This is a genomic window from Chromobacterium fluminis, from assembly GCF_011602385.1.
GTDB classification, from domain to species: domain Bacteria; phylum Pseudomonadota; class Gammaproteobacteria; order Burkholderiales; family Chromobacteriaceae; genus Chromobacterium; species Chromobacterium fluminis.
Map to the genome: position 1 here is coordinate 130,494 of NZ_JAAOMA010000010.1, position 14,529 is coordinate 145,022.

14 protein-coding genes are annotated in these 14,529 nt (G+C 64.1%); 4 read left to right on the plus strand and 10 right to left on the minus strand.

The genetic code is table 11. From position 1 onward, the window contains the following. Nucleotides 1–320 precede the first annotated feature (320 nt). A complete protein-coding gene (locus tag HA052_RS09495; protein WP_166451739.1) occupies nucleotides 321–1,166 on the plus strand; it encodes a DAHP synthetase I family protein in 846 nt (281 codons plus the stop codon). Between the two features lie 174 nt (nucleotides 1,167–1,340). On the opposite strand, the gene HA052_RS09500 is transcribed toward HA052_RS09495, so the two are convergent. The 10 genes from HA052_RS09500 to HA052_RS09545 all read right to left on the minus strand — a co-directional run bounded on the left by HA052_RS09500 (nucleotide 1,341) and on the right by HA052_RS09545 (nucleotide 11,417). Next, nucleotides 1,341–2,246 carry a sensor domain-containing diguanylate cyclase gene (locus HA052_RS09500; protein WP_206118847.1) on the minus strand — a complete coding sequence of 302 codons (906 nt, stop codon included), beginning with the start codon at nucleotides 2,244–2,246 and terminating at the stop codon, nucleotides 1,341–1,343. A gap of 75 nt (nucleotides 2,247–2,321) precedes the next feature. Continuing rightward, entirely contained in the window at nucleotides 2,322–3,659 is a 1,338-nt protein-coding gene (gene gntU, locus HA052_RS09505) for a gluconate transporter (RefSeq protein ID WP_081547101.1), read from the minus strand. A gap of 1 nt (nucleotide 3,660) precedes the next feature. Further along, on the minus strand, nucleotides 3,661–4,188 hold the full coding sequence (gntK, locus tag HA052_RS09510; protein ID WP_081547103.1) for a gluconokinase: 528 nt from the start codon (nucleotides 4,186–4,188) through the stop codon (nucleotides 3,661–3,663). 204 nt (nucleotides 4,189–4,392) lie between these two features. Further along, nucleotides 4,393–5,394 carry a substrate-binding domain-containing protein gene (locus HA052_RS09515; RefSeq protein WP_166451740.1) on the minus strand — a complete coding sequence of 334 codons (1,002 nt, stop codon included), beginning with the start codon at nucleotides 5,392–5,394 and terminating at the stop codon, nucleotides 4,393–4,395. A 219-nt stretch (nucleotides 5,395–5,613) separates the two neighbouring features. Continuing rightward, a complete protein-coding gene (locus tag HA052_RS09520) occupies nucleotides 5,614–7,080 on the minus strand; it encodes a GDL motif peptide-associated radical SAM/SPASM maturase (protein WP_166451741.1) in 1,467 nt (488 codons plus the stop codon). Between the two features lie 78 nt (nucleotides 7,081–7,158). Further along, entirely contained in the window at nucleotides 7,159–7,761 is a 603-nt protein-coding gene (locus HA052_RS09525) for a DUF1842 domain-containing protein (protein WP_166451742.1), read from the minus strand. Between the two features lie 40 nt (nucleotides 7,762–7,801). Continuing rightward, entirely contained in the window at nucleotides 7,802–8,422 is a 621-nt protein-coding gene (locus HA052_RS09530; protein ID WP_081547111.1) for a DUF1842 domain-containing protein, read from the minus strand. Nucleotides 8,423–8,494: 72 nt separating this feature from the next. After that, nucleotides 8,495–8,683, minus strand: a complete 189-nt coding sequence (locus HA052_RS09535; protein ID WP_081547132.1) for a DUF1843 domain-containing protein — start codon at nucleotides 8,681–8,683, stop codon at nucleotides 8,495–8,497. A gap of 215 nt (nucleotides 8,684–8,898) precedes the next feature. Further along, entirely contained in the window at nucleotides 8,899–9,849 is a 951-nt protein-coding gene (locus HA052_RS09540; protein ID WP_166451743.1) for a succinylglutamate desuccinylase/aspartoacylase family protein, read from the minus strand. Beyond that, complete coding sequence (locus HA052_RS09545) at nucleotides 9,837–11,417, minus strand: ABC transporter substrate-binding protein (protein ID WP_166451744.1); 1,581 nt, start codon at nucleotides 11,415–11,417, stop codon at nucleotides 9,837–9,839. The genes HA052_RS09540 and HA052_RS09545 overlap by 13 nt, the downstream gene beginning before the upstream one ends. A gap of 135 nt (nucleotides 11,418–11,552) precedes the next feature. Here HA052_RS09545 and HA052_RS09550 point away from each other — a divergent pair, with 135 nt between their 5' ends. The 3 genes from HA052_RS09550 to HA052_RS09560 form a co-directional block, all read left to right on the plus strand. After that, entirely contained in the window at nucleotides 11,553–12,776 is a 1,224-nt protein-coding gene (locus HA052_RS09550) for a D-amino acid dehydrogenase (protein WP_166451745.1), read from the plus strand. Nucleotides 12,777–12,810: 34 nt separating this feature from the next. After that, on the plus strand, nucleotides 12,811–13,422 hold the full coding sequence (locus HA052_RS09555; protein ID WP_166451746.1) for a M15 family metallopeptidase: 612 nt from the start codon (nucleotides 12,811–12,813) through the stop codon (nucleotides 13,420–13,422). A gap of 132 nt (nucleotides 13,423–13,554) precedes the next feature. After that, on the plus strand, nucleotides 13,555–14,529 hold a 975-nt coding region (locus HA052_RS09560; protein ID WP_166451747.1), incomplete at its 3' end, for an O-succinylhomoserine sulfhydrylase.

Consider the following 14,529-nt stretch of genomic DNA (forward strand, 5'->3'; position numbering starts at 1 on the left):
AATATAAATGATAATCGTTATCCATTGCAATACGGTGATATTGCGTACAGATGATATTGATTCCACATTTTTGCTCTAGGACTTCGTGGAGGCGCACGTCCGGATTTGGCGGCGCCGAGTCATGTTGATGTCATCTAAAAGGCGCGCCAGAGGCCGTTTTCAGCTACTTTTTGGCATGCTGCTCAAGGGCGGGAGGCGGTGTCTCATGCCGAGGGATTGGACTAATTTTGGTAAAAACGCAATTGACAATCATTCTCAATAAAAATATCGTAGCCGCCAATTGAACCGCTTGCATGGCAGGCGCAGGATGGAGAACGACGATGTATTCCGAAAGCAGCAAGGGCATGGATGATGGTCCCGATAGTGCGCAGGCGGCGGAGCCGATGGGCTTGCGGCGTTTACCCTCGCCGCGCGAACTGATGGCCGACGCGATGGCGGACGACAGAGCGCGGGAGACGGTGGCGCGCGGCCGCCGCCTGACTCAGGCCGCGATAGCCGGAGCGGGGACGCGCCGCTTGCTGTTGCTGCGTTTGCCGCTGCCGGCCTTGCTGGAGCAGGCTGAACAGTTGAGCGCCTGGCTGTCGCGGGAGGAGGGCTGGGGCGTGTTGGTCCAGCCGCTTGCCGCCGCGACGACGGGGCGCGGGAGACAGGCGTTGTTGGAGCAAAGAAGGGCCTATCTGCAATGCCTGGCCGCGGGCGTTCCCTTGGCGCATGTCTTGATTCAACTCAATGAGATGGCGTATCTGAGCGATCTGGTCAGCGCGGTGCTGTTGCCGCCCACCGTGATTGAGAGCCAGATTCACCGCGAACTGGCTTCGGCGCTGCCTTGCCCAGTGCTGCTGGAGCCCGGCGACGCCGACAAGTTGCAGATTGCGCGCGACGCTCGCCAGGCGGTGGCGGCCAGCCATCGCTTCCCGATGCTGTTGAGCGAGGGGCGGGTGGGCCTGGTGGAAAGCGCCGGCAATCCGGATGGCGCGGTGCTGTTGGGACCTGGCATGCTGCCGGGAGGCGCGCCGCACTTGCTGGCCTTCGATGATGCTCCGGAACGCGACGAAGACTGGGCGCCGACTTGCAGCGGCCTGACGCTGACCGCGTCCAGCGTGGCGGCGGCACAGCGGCGTTTCGAGCGCTGGCGAACGTCAGATTTGTTGGCGACTGCCGGCTGAGCTTAGAGCCTGTTCTCGATCTCGCGAGCTAAGGCGAGACCAGACGAAAACGGCTGAGAAAGCGGGGTGTACATACGGTGCATGGGCATTTCGAAGGGGTTTTCAACGCCTTATCGTCAGCGCGCAGCAGATCGTGAACAGGTTCTTAGGCTTCGCGAGGTGGTAAACAGGCGCTTATCGGGTACTGCTTAAACAATCGCGCCCACTGCCCTTTGCGTGGTAAAGCGCCTCGTCGGCGCGCGCGTAGCAACTGGCGATGTCGTCGTCGGGCCGCAGTTCGGTCAGTCCGATCGAGCAGGTGTAGCCCAGTTCCGGCTTGGCCGCCAGCGGACGGTCCAGCCGTGCGGCGGCGAGAATCCGTTCACAGCACTGTTCCGCTTCATGCAGCGAGGTTTGCGGCAGCAATAGCATGAATTCCTCGCCGCCCAGCCGTCCGAAGCCGTCTCTTTGCCGCAGTTGAGCGCGCGCGGTCTGGACGAAGCCGCAGATGACCTGGTCGCCGGCCGGATGGCCCTCCAGGTCGTTGATGCGCTTGAAGTGGTCTAGGTCGAGGATGGCGAGGCAGGCCGGCGCCGAGTGCTCAAGCCTTTGCTGCAGCAGCAGTTGCAGCAACTGCATCAAATGGGTGCGGTTGCTGATGCCGGTCATGGGATCGGTCTGGGCGGCGCGCAAGGCCACGTCGCGGGCCTGGCGAAGCTCGCGTTTGTCGGCGCGCAGCTCGGTGATGTCGCTGGCCTGGCACAGCATCCAGCCGTCCGCGCTCATGGTTTCCGTCATCCACATCCAGCGGCCGTCGCATAAATCAGCCTCGAAAGCGCGGTAAGGCAGCTTGCCGCGGCGCGAACAGGCGGAGCGCAACCACGTTTCGATATCGTCGGTTTCTATCCGCGAACCTTGTTTCTGCAGGTAGTTTCGTCGCATCAGCTCCGCCCAGCTCAGGCTTTCCTCCTGAGTCAGGAAGAAGCTTTGGCGGAAGGCGGTGTTGGCGTAGCGCAGCATATCGTGTCGGTCGAACAGCGCGACCAGGGTCGCGCTGTCGTCCAACATGGCAAGCAGTGTGATGCAGAGGGCGTCCGTCATGGAGGTGGGCTACTCGAGCGTGTTTCAGTGAGTATCGTACCCGGTTGCCTTGCTTGCCAAGGCGCGCGCCGCGCCTCACAACATGGCGAAGGCCGCCATGCCCACCAGCGCGCCGGTGGTGCCCAGTATCGTCTCCATCAGCGACCAGGTTTTCAGCGTTTGGGCCTCGTTGGCGCCGGTGAATTTGCCGAACAGCCAGAAGCCGGAGTCATTGACGTGGCTGAGCACGATGGAGCCGCCGGCGATGCAGATGGACAGCGCCGCCAGCTGCGCGCCGGACAAGCCCATGGTCTCAATGGCCGGCAGCACCAGTCCCACCGTGGTCAGGCAAGCGACGGTGGCGGACCCTTGAATGACTCTGACCGCGGCCGCCAGCGCGAAGCAGGCGACGGCGATGGGCAGGCCGGCGCCGATCAGCGCGTTGCCCAGCGCCGGCCCCACGCCGGAATCCACCAGCACCTGTTTGAATACTCCGCCGGCGCCGGTCACCAGCAGGATGATGCCGGCCGGCTGCAGCGCGGCGTTGCAGATGCGCATGACCTGTTCCGCGTCCATGCCGCGGCGGATGGCCAGACCATAGATGGCGATCAGGCAGGCGGCCAGGATGGCGCTGAACGGATGGCCGATGAACTGCAGCCAATGGAAGACGGCCGAGCCGGGCGTCGCCAGATGGCTGCCCAGGGTTTTGCAGGCCACCATGACCAGCGGAAACAGCACCAGGGTCAGGCTGAAGGCGAAGGAGGGCATGCGGTCGCGCTCCAGCGTCGGCTCGCTGATGTCGTCCGGCAGGGCCAGGCTGACATGCCGGCTGATGAAGCCGCCGAACAGCGGGCCGGCCAGCAACATGCCGGGAATCGCCGCCGCCAGCCCGATGACGATCATCCAGCCGAAGTCGGCCTGCATCTGCGAGGCCAGCAGCATGGGGGTGGGGCCGGGCAGCAGGAAGGCCGCCGAGGCGGCTACGCCGGCGAACAGCGGCACCGCCAGCTTGACCACATTGCCGCCGGTGCGGCGCGCCACCGCGAACACCACGCCGATCAGCAGTACGATGGCGACGTCGAAGAACAGCGGCAGCGCGCAGACCAGTCCGGCCACGCCCAGCGCGTAATGCGCGCGTCGTTCGCCGAAGCGGCTTAAGAGCCGACCGGCGATCTGATCGAGCGCGCCGGTTTCATGCAGTATCTTGCCGAACATCGCGCCCAGGGCCACCACCACGGCGAGGAAGCCTAGGGTGCCTGCCATGCCTTTTTGCATGGTGTCGGCGATTTTTTCCACCGGCATGCCGGAGGCCACGCCGGCCCCGATCGAGACCAGCATCAGCGCGATGAACGCATGCAAGCGAGCCTTCATCACCAGCAGCAACAACAGGGCGACCGAGCCCAGCGCGGTCAATACGAGGGTTGCAATGGACATGTCAGCGTTCCTGGCGGGACTGGATCAGGCGCAGCGCGTCGGCGACGACGCTGTCCAGCTCGGGGCGGATGTCCAGGGAGTGGACGTCGGTTTCGTCCGGCCCGGGCTCCTCCAGCGCGGCAAATTGCGAGGCCAGCATATCGGCCTTCTGGAAATGGCCTTGCCGGGCTTGTAGCCGCTGCAGGATCAGATCGAAATCGCCTTTCAAATAGAGGAAGGACAACTGCGGGTTGCCGGCGCGCAATTGGTCGCGGTAACGCCGTTTCAGCGCGGAGCACACGATGATGGACAGCGCGTTGCTGCGTTGCATGGCGTAGGCGGCGTCGCTGAGCGCGCTGAGCCAGGGGCGGCGGTCGGCGTCGTCCAGCGGCGTTCCTGCGGCCATTTTGTCGATATTGGCGCGAGGATGCAGGAAGTCGCCGTCCAGCACGGCGCATGTCAGGCGCTGGGCCAGTTGCGCGGCGAGCGCGGATTTGCCGCAGCCGGAGACGCCCATCAGTACGTAAACCTGATGTGGTGTGGAATTCATGAAGCCACTCCAATGAGTTGTCGAATTGTTTGAAGACGGATCGTGATTGTTACCGGTAACATTATGCCGATAACAATATGTCGGCTTTGCGGCGCGCAGGCAAGCGTTTTGAGCGCCGGCCTTGATTTGGCTCCGGCGCTTCGGATTTTCGCATTGATAAATAAGAGTTTTTTGAGAGGGCCGGTGTCGTATTCCGGCACAGGCCTAGACGCTGCCGCCCAGGCTCAGGGTATAACCCAGGTCGACGACGGGGTCGGCGTAACGCTGGCCGTGGATGCGGCCTAGCAAGCGTTGCGCCGCCAGCCGGCCAATCGCTTCGCGCGGTGTGACCACGCTGGCCAGCCGTGGATGCAAGGCGGCGCCGATATCCAGCGCGTTGAAGCCGGCGACGGCGATGCGCTGCGGCACCGCCATGCCCATGGACTGGGCCTCCAGCAAGGCGCCGGCGGCGATGTCGTCGTTGGTGCAGAACACGCCGTCCAGGTCCGGCGCGGCGGCCATGGCCTGGCGCAGCATCTCGCCACCTAGCTGAAAGCTGGAGTGTTGCTCGGTCTGTATCTCCAGCGGAATCAGTCCGGCTTGTTCCATCGCCGTCCGGTAGCCGGCGGCGCGCAGCCGGGTACGGCGGTCGAGGCGGGCGGCGAGGTAGGCGATGCGCCGTTTGCCGCGCGCGATCATGGCTCGGGTCATGTCTTCTGCGGCGGCCTGATGGTCCAGGCCCACGGCCAGGTCTATGGGCCGGGACGGCAGTTCCATCACTTCCACCACCGGAATCGCCGCCACCTGCAGCATGCGCAAGGTGCGTTCGGAGTGGACGGTTTCACACAGGATCAGCCCATCCACCTGGAAGGACAGCAACTGCTCCACTTGCCGGGTCTCCTGTTCGATGTCGTAGCAGTAATGACCGTACAGCGTGTGGTAGCCGGCTTCGCGGGTGACGGATTCGACGCCGTGAACCAGGTTGGAGAACACTTGATTGGACATCGACGGCAAGAGCACGCCGATGGCGCGGCTCTTGGCGCGGGCCAGCAGGTCCGGCACCCGGTTTGGGATATAACCCAATTGCTCCATCGCGCCGGAGATGCGCTGGCCGGTGGCGTCCGATACCAGGCTGGCGTTGCGCAGGTAACGGCTGACCGTCATCTTGGAAGTGCCTACCCGGTCTGCGATGTCCTGCAGCGACGGGCGGCGCGGCTTATCGCTCATGGCGCGGGCCAGGCGAGGCGGGAGCGGCGGCTTCCGGTGATAGGGCGAACGGCGCGAAACAGGTCATGCGGACATCGGCTCCCATGGCGGCGTGGTGAGACAGGCAAGCCGCGATTGTAGACCGATTTCCGCCAAATGAGCTATGGCTAGTGGATGACCGTGGCGCTAGAGCCAAGTTTTTTGGCATAAAAACGTGTTTCGGCGCCGGCTCCGCGCGGTTTAATCGGCCGGCAAGCCCAATAAGCGACGCAGATTGTTGATCACCTGTTGACGCTGGGCCAGCTCTTGCTGATAGTCGCGGTCGGCGGCGGCGATGTCCGCCGCGCAGTGCGGGCAACAGGTTTCGTCGGGGTGGATGTATTGCTGGCATTTTCGGCACAGCGCTAGCTTGGTCGGCGGTTTGCCTTCGCGCGGCGCGGCTTTGCCCTTGTTTTTCCAAGTCAGCGCGATGACTTGGCCGCTGCGGCTGATTCGGCTGACTTCCTGGCCGCTGGCGATGTCTTCGGTGATCAGGTCGAATCGCCCAACGGCGAAGGAGGCGGGCGCGGCGTCCTGCAGCTTGACGATGCGCTCGCGCAGGCCCTGCTTTTCCAGCTCCAGCGCGCGGTAATGACAGTAGGGGTTGTTGCCGGGCTTGCCCAGCAGCGAGTGGGAGGTCCAGGTGCATCCGCCGCGGCAGACGTCGTTGTAGTAGCAGCCGCGGCAATAGCCCCAGAGGTCGTCCACCGAGCGCAGGCGGCCAAAGTGGATGCCCTCGCTGTGGTGCCAGATGTCGTCCAGGCTCATATCGCGGACATTTCCGCCGGAAAAGCCGACGGTGGCCAGCGAGGGACAGCCCTTGACGGTGCCATCCGCTTCCAGCGCCAGCACAGTCTGGCCGGCGGCGCAGCCGCTCCAGTGAACCCGCTCGTCGCCGAAGCCGCGCCACAGGCGCTCGTACGGGCCGTAGTATCCGATATTGTTGCCCACGTTCATCAGCAGGCCGCGCTCCACGCCCTCGCGGTAAAGCCGCGCCAGCAAAGGCATCAGTTCCAGCAGTTGGTAGGGTTGCAGCAGCAGTTCATCGTTGTCCACCGCATTGCCCATCGCCACCGTCAGTTGGATCTGCCAGTGGGTGGCGCCCAGTTCGATGATCTGATCCATCAGCGCCGGCAAGTCCGGCATGGTGGCCGCGCCGATCTGGGTGTTGACGCTGACGGCGAGGCCGGCCGCCTTGGCGCGGCGCAAGGCGTCCACCGCCTTGTCGAAAGCGCCCGGCACATTCCGTACCTTGTCGTGCAAGGGAGCCAGGCCGTCCAGCGATACGCCGACGCCGTTGAGGCCGGCGTCTATCGCCTGTTGCAGCCGGGCCGGGTTCAGATTGCGGCCGCCGGTCTGGATCGCGCAATACATGCCGTGGCCGCGGATGGCGCGGATCAATTGGGTCCAGTCCTTGCGCAGATAGGCTTCGCCGCCGATCAGGGTGATCTCGCGCGTGCCCAGCGCCGCCAGCGCGTCTATCACCTCCAGGCATTCGGTGGTGGACAGCTCGTTGGGGCGGCGGTGGCCGGCGCGGGAGCCGCAGTGCAGGCATTTCAGGTCGCAGGCCAGCGTGATTTCCCAAACTACGTGCACCGGGATATAGCGCTTGAAGTCTTCGTCGTCCAGATAGCGGGCCGGGCGGACGGCGGGGCTGTCGTCTAGCATGAGCGGGTCCTTGAGAAAGGGCGAGGAGCGTCCGCTGGACGCCCCTGGACTTTGAACAGGCTTAGCGTGCGACGCCGTTCAATGCCGGCCTTCAAGGCGGGCGATTTCTGCATGCAACTGCTTCAGCGCGGCTTCGATATTGTCGTGCTGCTTCAGTTGTTCTTCCGCTTGGCCGGCCAGCGACTTCATCTGCGCCAGATTGTCGCTGGCGCGGGATTGCTGAAGCGCAGCGGCGTATAGCGGAATGGGGTGGGGGTAGGGCTTGCTGCTGGCGCGCTGTTCCGAGTGCACTACCGGCGCTTCCGTCACGATGGCGTGCGCCACGGTGTGCCAGGCGCCCTGGTAGAAGAAGCGGTAGCTGGCGTGGCCGTCCTGCCAGTTCTGGTCGAGAATGCCTTGCAAGTGGAAGGTTTCGGCGATCTGGCTGTTGGGAGAGCTGGGGCTGCCGTCCAGCGACAGCACGATGTGGTGCTCGGTGGACGGGTCCAGCTTGGCTTGGCTGTAATGGCCCCAAACATTGGCCTGGAATTGCAGCGGGGGGCTGACGCTCTGGAAAATGCTGGCGTGGCCGCTGACTTTTTTCTGCGGCGTGTTGACCAGCAAGTCCAGGGTCAGGACCGGCGCGCCCAGCACCGGGGCGGAAACGATGTAACGGGTATGGAACAATCCTGTTGCTGACATGGAGCACTCCTTGGCGAATGGGGGGAGAAGCGGCGCTAGCCTATTTGCGTTCCAGCTTGGCGATTTCCGATTTCAGCGCGTCCAGCTCCTTGCGCAATTGCGGCTGAGCGTCCAATTGCTGCCGGGCGTAGGAGGCCAGCGTTTTCATGTGGGCCAGGTCGCCGCTGGCGATGGCGCTTTGAATCGGCACGCCGTACAAGGCCATGATGGGCGGGTTGGGAAGAATCACCGGGCCGGGTTCCAGCGGCAGCGGGAAATAACGCGATTTCAATTCCGGATTGAGCTTGGCCGGTGCGTTTTCCACTTCCACCCACGCGGAACCGTTCAGATAGCTGTAATTGGCCACGCCCTGTTTCCAGTCCTGGCTCAGAACCAAGTGCAGTTTGAAGTTGCTCGTGCTGCCGCTGTGGCCTTGGGCGGTGATCAGGATGCGGCCTTCGCTGGGCGGCATCACGGTCAGATAGGTGTAGTCGCCGTGAACGTGGGAGTGAAGGTCCAGCGGCGGATTGGTGGCCTGGGTAATGTGGGCGTCGCCGGTCACGGCGCTGCGCGGCGGCGCGACCAGCAGGTTCAGCGTAAGCCGTTGCGCGCCGTCCTTGCCGGTGCCGATGAGGTAGCTGACGGGAAACAAGCCGATATCGGTTTGCGCGGTGTCTGACATAAAACCTCCGGATAGTTAGGTGATGGTCCAGCCTGGCGAGCCGTACTGGCTCGCCGGATCGCGAGAGTGTTCTTAGCGTCGTTCCAGGCGAGAGATTTCCTGCTTCAGCTGATCGACGGCGGTGTGCAGGTCGCCGTATTGGCGCAAGTGCTGCTCGCCTTGTTCCAGCAAGGTTTTCATCTGCGCCAGATTGCCTTCCGCAATCGCTTGGTGGATGGCGACGCCGTAAGGCAAGGTTTGATGCGTGGGAAGATGGCTCATTGAGTCGACCTGTTCCTTAGCGCTGATTGACGTGACGGCGGGCGGAAGAGAGCGGGCCGCCCGCAAAGGGCTGCCGGACAAAGCTTGGCAGTGTTTATCGGTGTAGCAGCTGGGGGCGGTGACAAACTGGACTTAAGGTCAGTTTTTATGAAAAACAAATACTTAAGTAAAAGTACCGAGCCGCGTGAACGCAGCCCGGAGCAAGGGGAGTAGGCTCAAAATCGGGAGGAGGGACGAGCCAGATAGAACCACTCCTGGCCGCTTGGCGATTGGGGGTTGGGGAAGACGATGCGGCCGTCGTCTATGGCCGTCACCGGGCTGCCGTCGGCGCGCCAGCCTATGAGTTCGCCTCTGCTTACCGGGTCGAAGCTGATCCAGTCGCGGGCGAAGCGGTCGCCATCGTCAAGCTTGTCCACTACTTCATACAGGCTGAGCATTTCCAGAGGCGAGGGCGCGGGGGGAGGCGCGTCCATCATGCCCAGATGAGCCAGCGTATTGACGATGGCCTGGTAGGCGACGCGCGGCGCGGCGGGGTCGTCGTGTTGGCCGCACTCCAGCGTTAGCGCCCAGCCGCCTTGTTGGCGCATGTATTCGGTGGTGCCCATGCCGTAGCAAGCATCGCCTCCGGCCGCCTTGTCTCGCCGGCTTACGCCCAGCGCGTAAGTGGATAGCCAGCCGTCCACTGCGCGGGCCACGCCCAGGCGTTGCGCCAGAGCCTCTTCCCGAGCGGCCAGGGCGAAAGGTTCGAGCTCGCCGGCGTTGTCGCGCGGGCCGAGGAAGACAAAGGGCTGGCCGCGGGACTGGAAGGAATGCAGGTCCAGCAAAATCTCATGTTCCGACAGTAAGGGGCACAGCCAGTTGGCGACGTGATCTTCGAAATCGCCCGGCGCGTCGCTGGGCGCGAGATGGCGGTTCAGATTGCGCTCACCGCCGCGCTGCCCCAGTTGGAAGGCCAGTGGATTGGCCACCGGAACCAGCGTCAGCCGGCCGGCGCGGAGCGCCAGCGCGCCTTGTTCCAGTTCGGCCATTACGCGGCGGATGGCTAGCGTGCCGCAGCCCTCGTTGCCGTGCACGGCTCCGGTGACGATCAGGCGCGGGCCGGCCCGCAAGCTCTGGTAACGGTGGCTGGCGAAATGGGTAGGCCAGGCCGGGTTTATTTGAGCCATACGTCCTCGAAGTCAAAAGAGCCGTTGGGATTCATCACGAAGCCCTGCACATTGTTGCGCAGCGGAATGTAAATGCGCGAATGGGCCATGGTGATCCAGGGACGTTCGTATTTGAAAATTTCCTGGGCTTTCAAATAATACTGGGTGCGTTGCTTCTGTTCGGTGGCTTGCCGGCCGAGCAGCAACAACTTATCGAACTCCTGATTGCAGAAGCGCTGGCCGCCCTTGCTGACGCTGCAGGACAGGGCGTTCCAGAGGAAGTCGTCCGGATCGCCGGAGTTGCTGGTCAGGCCTGACATATAGACATCGTGTTCGCCGGCTGCTGCGCGTTTCAGGTACTCGCCCCATTCGTAGGACCGAATATTGGCCTTGACGCCTATCCTGGCCCAGTCCTGCTGGATCATCTGCGCCATCAGTTTGCCGTTGGGGTTGGTGGGCCGCTGCACCGGCAGCGCCCACAAATCCAGGGTGAAGCCGTTGGGGTAGCCTGCCTGGGCCAGCAGCGCCTTGGCTTTGGCCGGGTTGTATTCATTACGGGTTTTGGGGTTCCAGCTCCAAGTGGACGGCGGATAGGGGTTGACCGCCTGGGTGGCGCCGCCCTTGGGAAACATCGCCTTGAACAGGGCGTCGCGGTTGATGGCGATGTCCAGCGCCACGCGCACTTCGCGCTTGGCGAACTGCGGCCGTTTCAGATTGTAGGCCAGGTAGGAGATATTGCTGGCGCCGGTGGCGGCGATCTTGATGTTCTTGTCGGCGTTCAAAGTGTCCAGATCGGACTCGCGCACCGCCGCGGCCACTTGGCATTCGCCTGCTTTTAGCTTCTGGATGCGTACTTGCGGATCGGTGACGATGGCGAAGATCAGGCTGCGGGTTTTTTGCGGCGTCCCCCAGTATTGGGGGTTGGCCTCGTAGCGCACGGTCGAATCCTTGGCGTAGCTCTTGAAGCGGTAGGGGCCGGTGCCGATGGGCAGCAGGTTGATCTGCGCGGGCTTGCCGGCCTGGAGCAGCTGCTGGGCGTATTCCGCCGATTGCATGCCGGCGAAGCCCATCGCGAAGAAAGTCAGGAAGGTGGCGTTGCGCTCCTTCAGCCGGATCTTGACGGTGTGAGGATCCAGCTTTTGCACCGAGGCTATCAGCTTGACCAGGCCGTAGCCGTCCGGGCCGGTCAATGGGGTTTTGAACGCCTGATTGAACGGCAGGTCCGGCCGGATCCAACGGTTGACGGTGAAAACCACGTCGTCGGCGGAGAAGTCGCGGCTGGGCTTGAAATACTCGGTGCGATGGAATTTGACGCCGCGGCGCAGTTTGAAGGTGTACTCCAGCCCGTCCGCCGACACGCTCCAGCTTTCCGCCAGCCCCGGACGCAGCGCCACGCCGCCGCGTTTGAATTCGGTCAGCCCCTGGAAGACGGGTTTGACGATGTTGTAAGTGGAGGCGGTGTCCCACATCGCGGGGTCGAAGCCTTCCGGAGCGGCTTCCGCGCAAAAGACCAGCGGCTTGGCGGCCAGCGCGGCGGCGGGCAAAGCGCCGGCCAGCAACAGGGAAAGGGAGAGGATCGATTTTGTCATTTACGCTATCCTGAGTTCTTGTTCGCGGCATGCGAATTGTCCGTCATCTACCGCTGTCGGTCCAAGGCCTTGGCAATTGGTTCCCGGCGCGGGCGCCGGCTTCGCGGTTTCGGCGGACTTTGCGAGGGGGCGAAGATGGAGGGATCGAGGGTGCTCGTCGTGGGCGCCGGCGTAGTTGGCCTGTGCAGCGCGTGGCGGCTGGCGCGAGCGGGCTGGCCGGTCACGGTGTTGGAGCGGCGCGGCGAGGCGGCGGCCGGCGCCAGCTACGCCAACGGCGGTCAACTAAGCTATAGCTATGTCGCGCCGCTGGCCGACGCCGGCGTGCCGGCCAAGGCGCTGGCCTGGCTGCTGAGCGCGGATGCGCCGATGCGCTTGCGTCTACGCTGGGACCTTGCCCAATGGCAGTGGTTGTGGCGCTTTTATCGCGCTTGCAGCCGTGAAGCCAATCGCGCCGGCAGCGCTCAGTTGTGGCGCTTGGCGCAAGAAAGCCGCTTGTTGCTTGAAGGGCTGCGCGCGGAGGGGCTGGACGGCTTTGCCTGGCGGCGCAACGGCAAGTTGGTGCTGTACCGCAGCGCGGCGGCGCTGGAGCATGCGCGTCATGGCGTGGCGGCGCTGAGCGAACTGGGCGCGCGTCAGCAGCTGCTGGATGCGGACGGCTGCCGTAATTTGGAGCCGGCCTTGGCCGGACTAAGCGGGCCGATGGTCGGCGGGGTGCATACCCCTGACGAGGAAGTGGCGGATTGTCGGCTGTTCTGCCTGGCCATGCAGCGGCGGATGCTTGAGGAAGGCTTGGATGTCGAGTTCCGCTTTGGTCGGGAAGTCAGTGGTTTTGAAATGGCTCAGGGGCGGGTGCGGCAAGTCTTGCTGCCCGATGAGGCTTTGCCCTGCCGGCATCTGGTGCTGGCGGCCGGCGTCGGCGGCGCGGCGCTGGCGCGCAAGCTGGGCCTGCGGCTGCCGCTCTATCCCTTGAAGGGCTACAGTCTGGATATGCCCGCGGGAGAGTGTTTGCCGGCGCTCAGCGTCACCGATTTCGAGCGCAAGACTTTATACGCGCCGATAGGCGGGCGTCTGCGGGTGGCGGCGGCGGCGGATCTGGTCGGCTACGACGAAAGCCCGGATCCGAGACGCGTGGCCGGCTTGCGCCGGCAAGTGAGGCGCGATTGGCCGCGGGCGGGCTGTTTGGAACAGGCTACGGAATGGGCCGGCTTGAGGCCGGCCACGCCGGACGGCGTGCCCATGATAGGGCGCGCGCCTGGCGGACCGGCCAATCTCTGGCTGAATCTTGGGCACGGCGCCTTGGGCTTTACCTTGGCCCTGGGCAGCGCCGAGCGGCTGGCGCGGGAGATGGCCGGAGAGTGAGGGCTGGGGAATGAACGAGGGGAGTGCGGCGAGAATGAAAGCGGTCATCGGCATGGAGGAGTTGGCGGCGCATCCGGAGTACCTGTCGATTGCGGATCTCGACGGGGTGAGGCTGGATCTGCGCTATGCCTGCGCCAATAATTTTGTAGGGCGTAATCTCTACGGCGACGCGGCGCCGGCGCTGTTGCACCGCCGCGCCGCCGAGCGCCTGGCCATGGCCGCGCGCGAGTTGAGCAGGCAACGGCCGGGTTTCAATTTGCTGGTTTTCGACGCGCTGCGGCCGGGAAGGGTGCAGCGGGTGCTGTGGGACATCGTCAAGGACACGCCGCAGCGCATCTATGTCGCCGACCCTGCTCGAGGCTCGATTCACAGCTTCGGCATGGCCGTGGACCTAAGCGTGGAAGACGACGGCGGACGCGAACTGAACATGGGCACCGGCTTTGACGACTTCACCGAGCTGGCGCAGCCGCAGCGCGAGGCGGAGCTGCTGCGGACCGGCAGGCTGAGCGAGGCGCACTTGGCCAATCGCTTGCTGCTGCGCCATTGCATGAGTCAGGCGGGCTTCAGCGGCATCGCCACCGAGTGGTGGCACTTCGAGGCGGCGGATCGCGATTGGGTGCGCGCTCACATGCTGTTGATCGAATAATGAAAAGGGAGCCGGCATTGCCTAATGCCGCCGCGCCGGCGGCTTTATGCCCGGCAGGCATTTAGCAAACGGCGGGTTTTCAGGCAATATGACCGCTGGCCTTATCCTTGAAGCACCCGCAGAGACTCTCCAATGGCATCCGACAATACCGAACAAGCCTGTTGGCACCCGGAAACCCAGGCAATCCGCGGCGGCCGCGAAATCAGCGAATACCGCGAACACAGCCAAAGCCTGCATCTGACTTCCAGTTTCACCTACGATTCGGCGGAACAGGCCGCGGCCATGTTCCTGGGCGAGCTGGACGGTTATACCTACTCCCGCTTCACCAATCCCACCGTCGCCGCCTTTCAACAGAGATTGGCGTTGATGGAGGGCGGAGAGCGCGCCATCGCCACCGCCACCGGCATGGCGGCGATCCAGGCCATCATGATGAGCCTGCTCAAGGCCGGCGACCACATCTTGTCTTCGCAAAGCCTGTTCGGCTCCACCACCAATCTGTTCGCCGGCCTGCTGGCCAAGTTCGGCGTGGAAACCACCTTTGTCGACGCCACCGATCTGCAAGCCTGGCGCGACGCGGCGCGGCCCAATACCCGTTTGTTGTTTCTGGAGACGCCGTCCAATCCCTTGACGGAAATCGCCGACATCGCCGCGATCGGCCAGATCGCGCATCAGCGCGGCGCCTTGCTGGTGGTGGACAACAGCTTCTGTTCCCCGGCCTTGCAGCAGCCGTTGAAATTGGGAGCCGATCTGGTGATGCATTCCGCCACCAAATATCTGGACGGGCATGGCCGGGTGATGGGCGGCGCGGTGGTGGGCGGCGACGCGCTGATCGAGCAGATTTATCTGCACGTGCGCACCGCGGGTCCCACGCTGGCCCCGTTCAACGCCTGGACGCTGCTCTCGGGCATGGAAACCCTGCACTTGCGGATGGAAAAGCACAGCGCCGGCGCACTGGAGTTGGCGCGCTGGCTGGAAGCCCAGCCGGCGGTGGAACGGGTGTTCTATCCGGGGCTGGCCAGTCATCCGCAGCACGAGCTGGCGCTTCGCCAGCAAAGCGGCGGAGGCGCGGTGGTGTCCTTCGTGGTCAAGGGCGGCAGGGAGGAGGCG

Bases quoted from the DNA above. Each gene is read 5' to 3' on its own strand.
- HA052_RS09540 (WP_166451743.1), bottom strand. From the start codon at position 9,849: ATGGCTCAAATAAACCCGGCCTGGCCTACCCATTTCGCCAGCCACCGT.
- HA052_RS09555 (WP_166451746.1), top strand. From the start codon at position 12,811: ATGAAAGCGGTCATCGGCATGGAGGAGTTGGCGGCGCATCCGGAGTAC.
- gntK (WP_081547103.1), bottom strand. From the start codon at position 4,188: ATGAATTCCACACCACATCAGGTTTACGTACTGATGGGCGTCTCCGGC.
- HA052_RS09550 (WP_166451745.1), top strand. From the start codon at position 11,553: ATGGAGGGATCGAGGGTGCTCGTCGTGGGCGCCGGCGTAGTTGGCCTG.
- HA052_RS09525 (WP_166451742.1), bottom strand. From the start codon at position 7,761: ATGTCAGCAACAGGATTGTTCCATACCCGTTACATCGTTTCCGCCCCG.
- HA052_RS09530 (WP_081547111.1), bottom strand. From the start codon at position 8,422: ATGTCAGACACCGCGCAAACCGATATCGGCTTGTTTCCCGTCAGCTAC.
- HA052_RS09535 (WP_081547132.1), bottom strand. From the start codon at position 8,683: ATGAGCCATCTTCCCACGCATCAAACCTTGCCTTACGGCGTCGCCATC.
- HA052_RS09515 (WP_166451740.1), bottom strand. From the start codon at position 5,394: ATGAGCGATAAGCCGCGCCGCCCGTCGCTGCAGGACATCGCAGACCGG.
- gntU (WP_081547101.1), bottom strand. From the start codon at position 3,659: ATGTCCATTGCAACCCTCGTATTGACCGCGCTGGGCTCGGTCGCCCTG.
- HA052_RS09500 (WP_206118847.1), bottom strand. From the start codon at position 2,246: ATGACGGACGCCCTCTGCATCACACTGCTTGCCATGTTGGACGACAGC.
- HA052_RS09495 (WP_166451739.1), top strand. From the start codon at position 321: ATGTATTCCGAAAGCAGCAAGGGCATGGATGATGGTCCCGATAGTGCG.
- HA052_RS09520 (WP_166451741.1), bottom strand. From the start codon at position 7,080: ATGCTAGACGACAGCCCCGCCGTCCGCCCGGCCCGCTATCTGGACGAC.
- HA052_RS09545 (WP_166451744.1), bottom strand. From the start codon at position 11,417: ATGACAAAATCGATCCTCTCCCTTTCCCTGTTGCTGGCCGGCGCTTTG.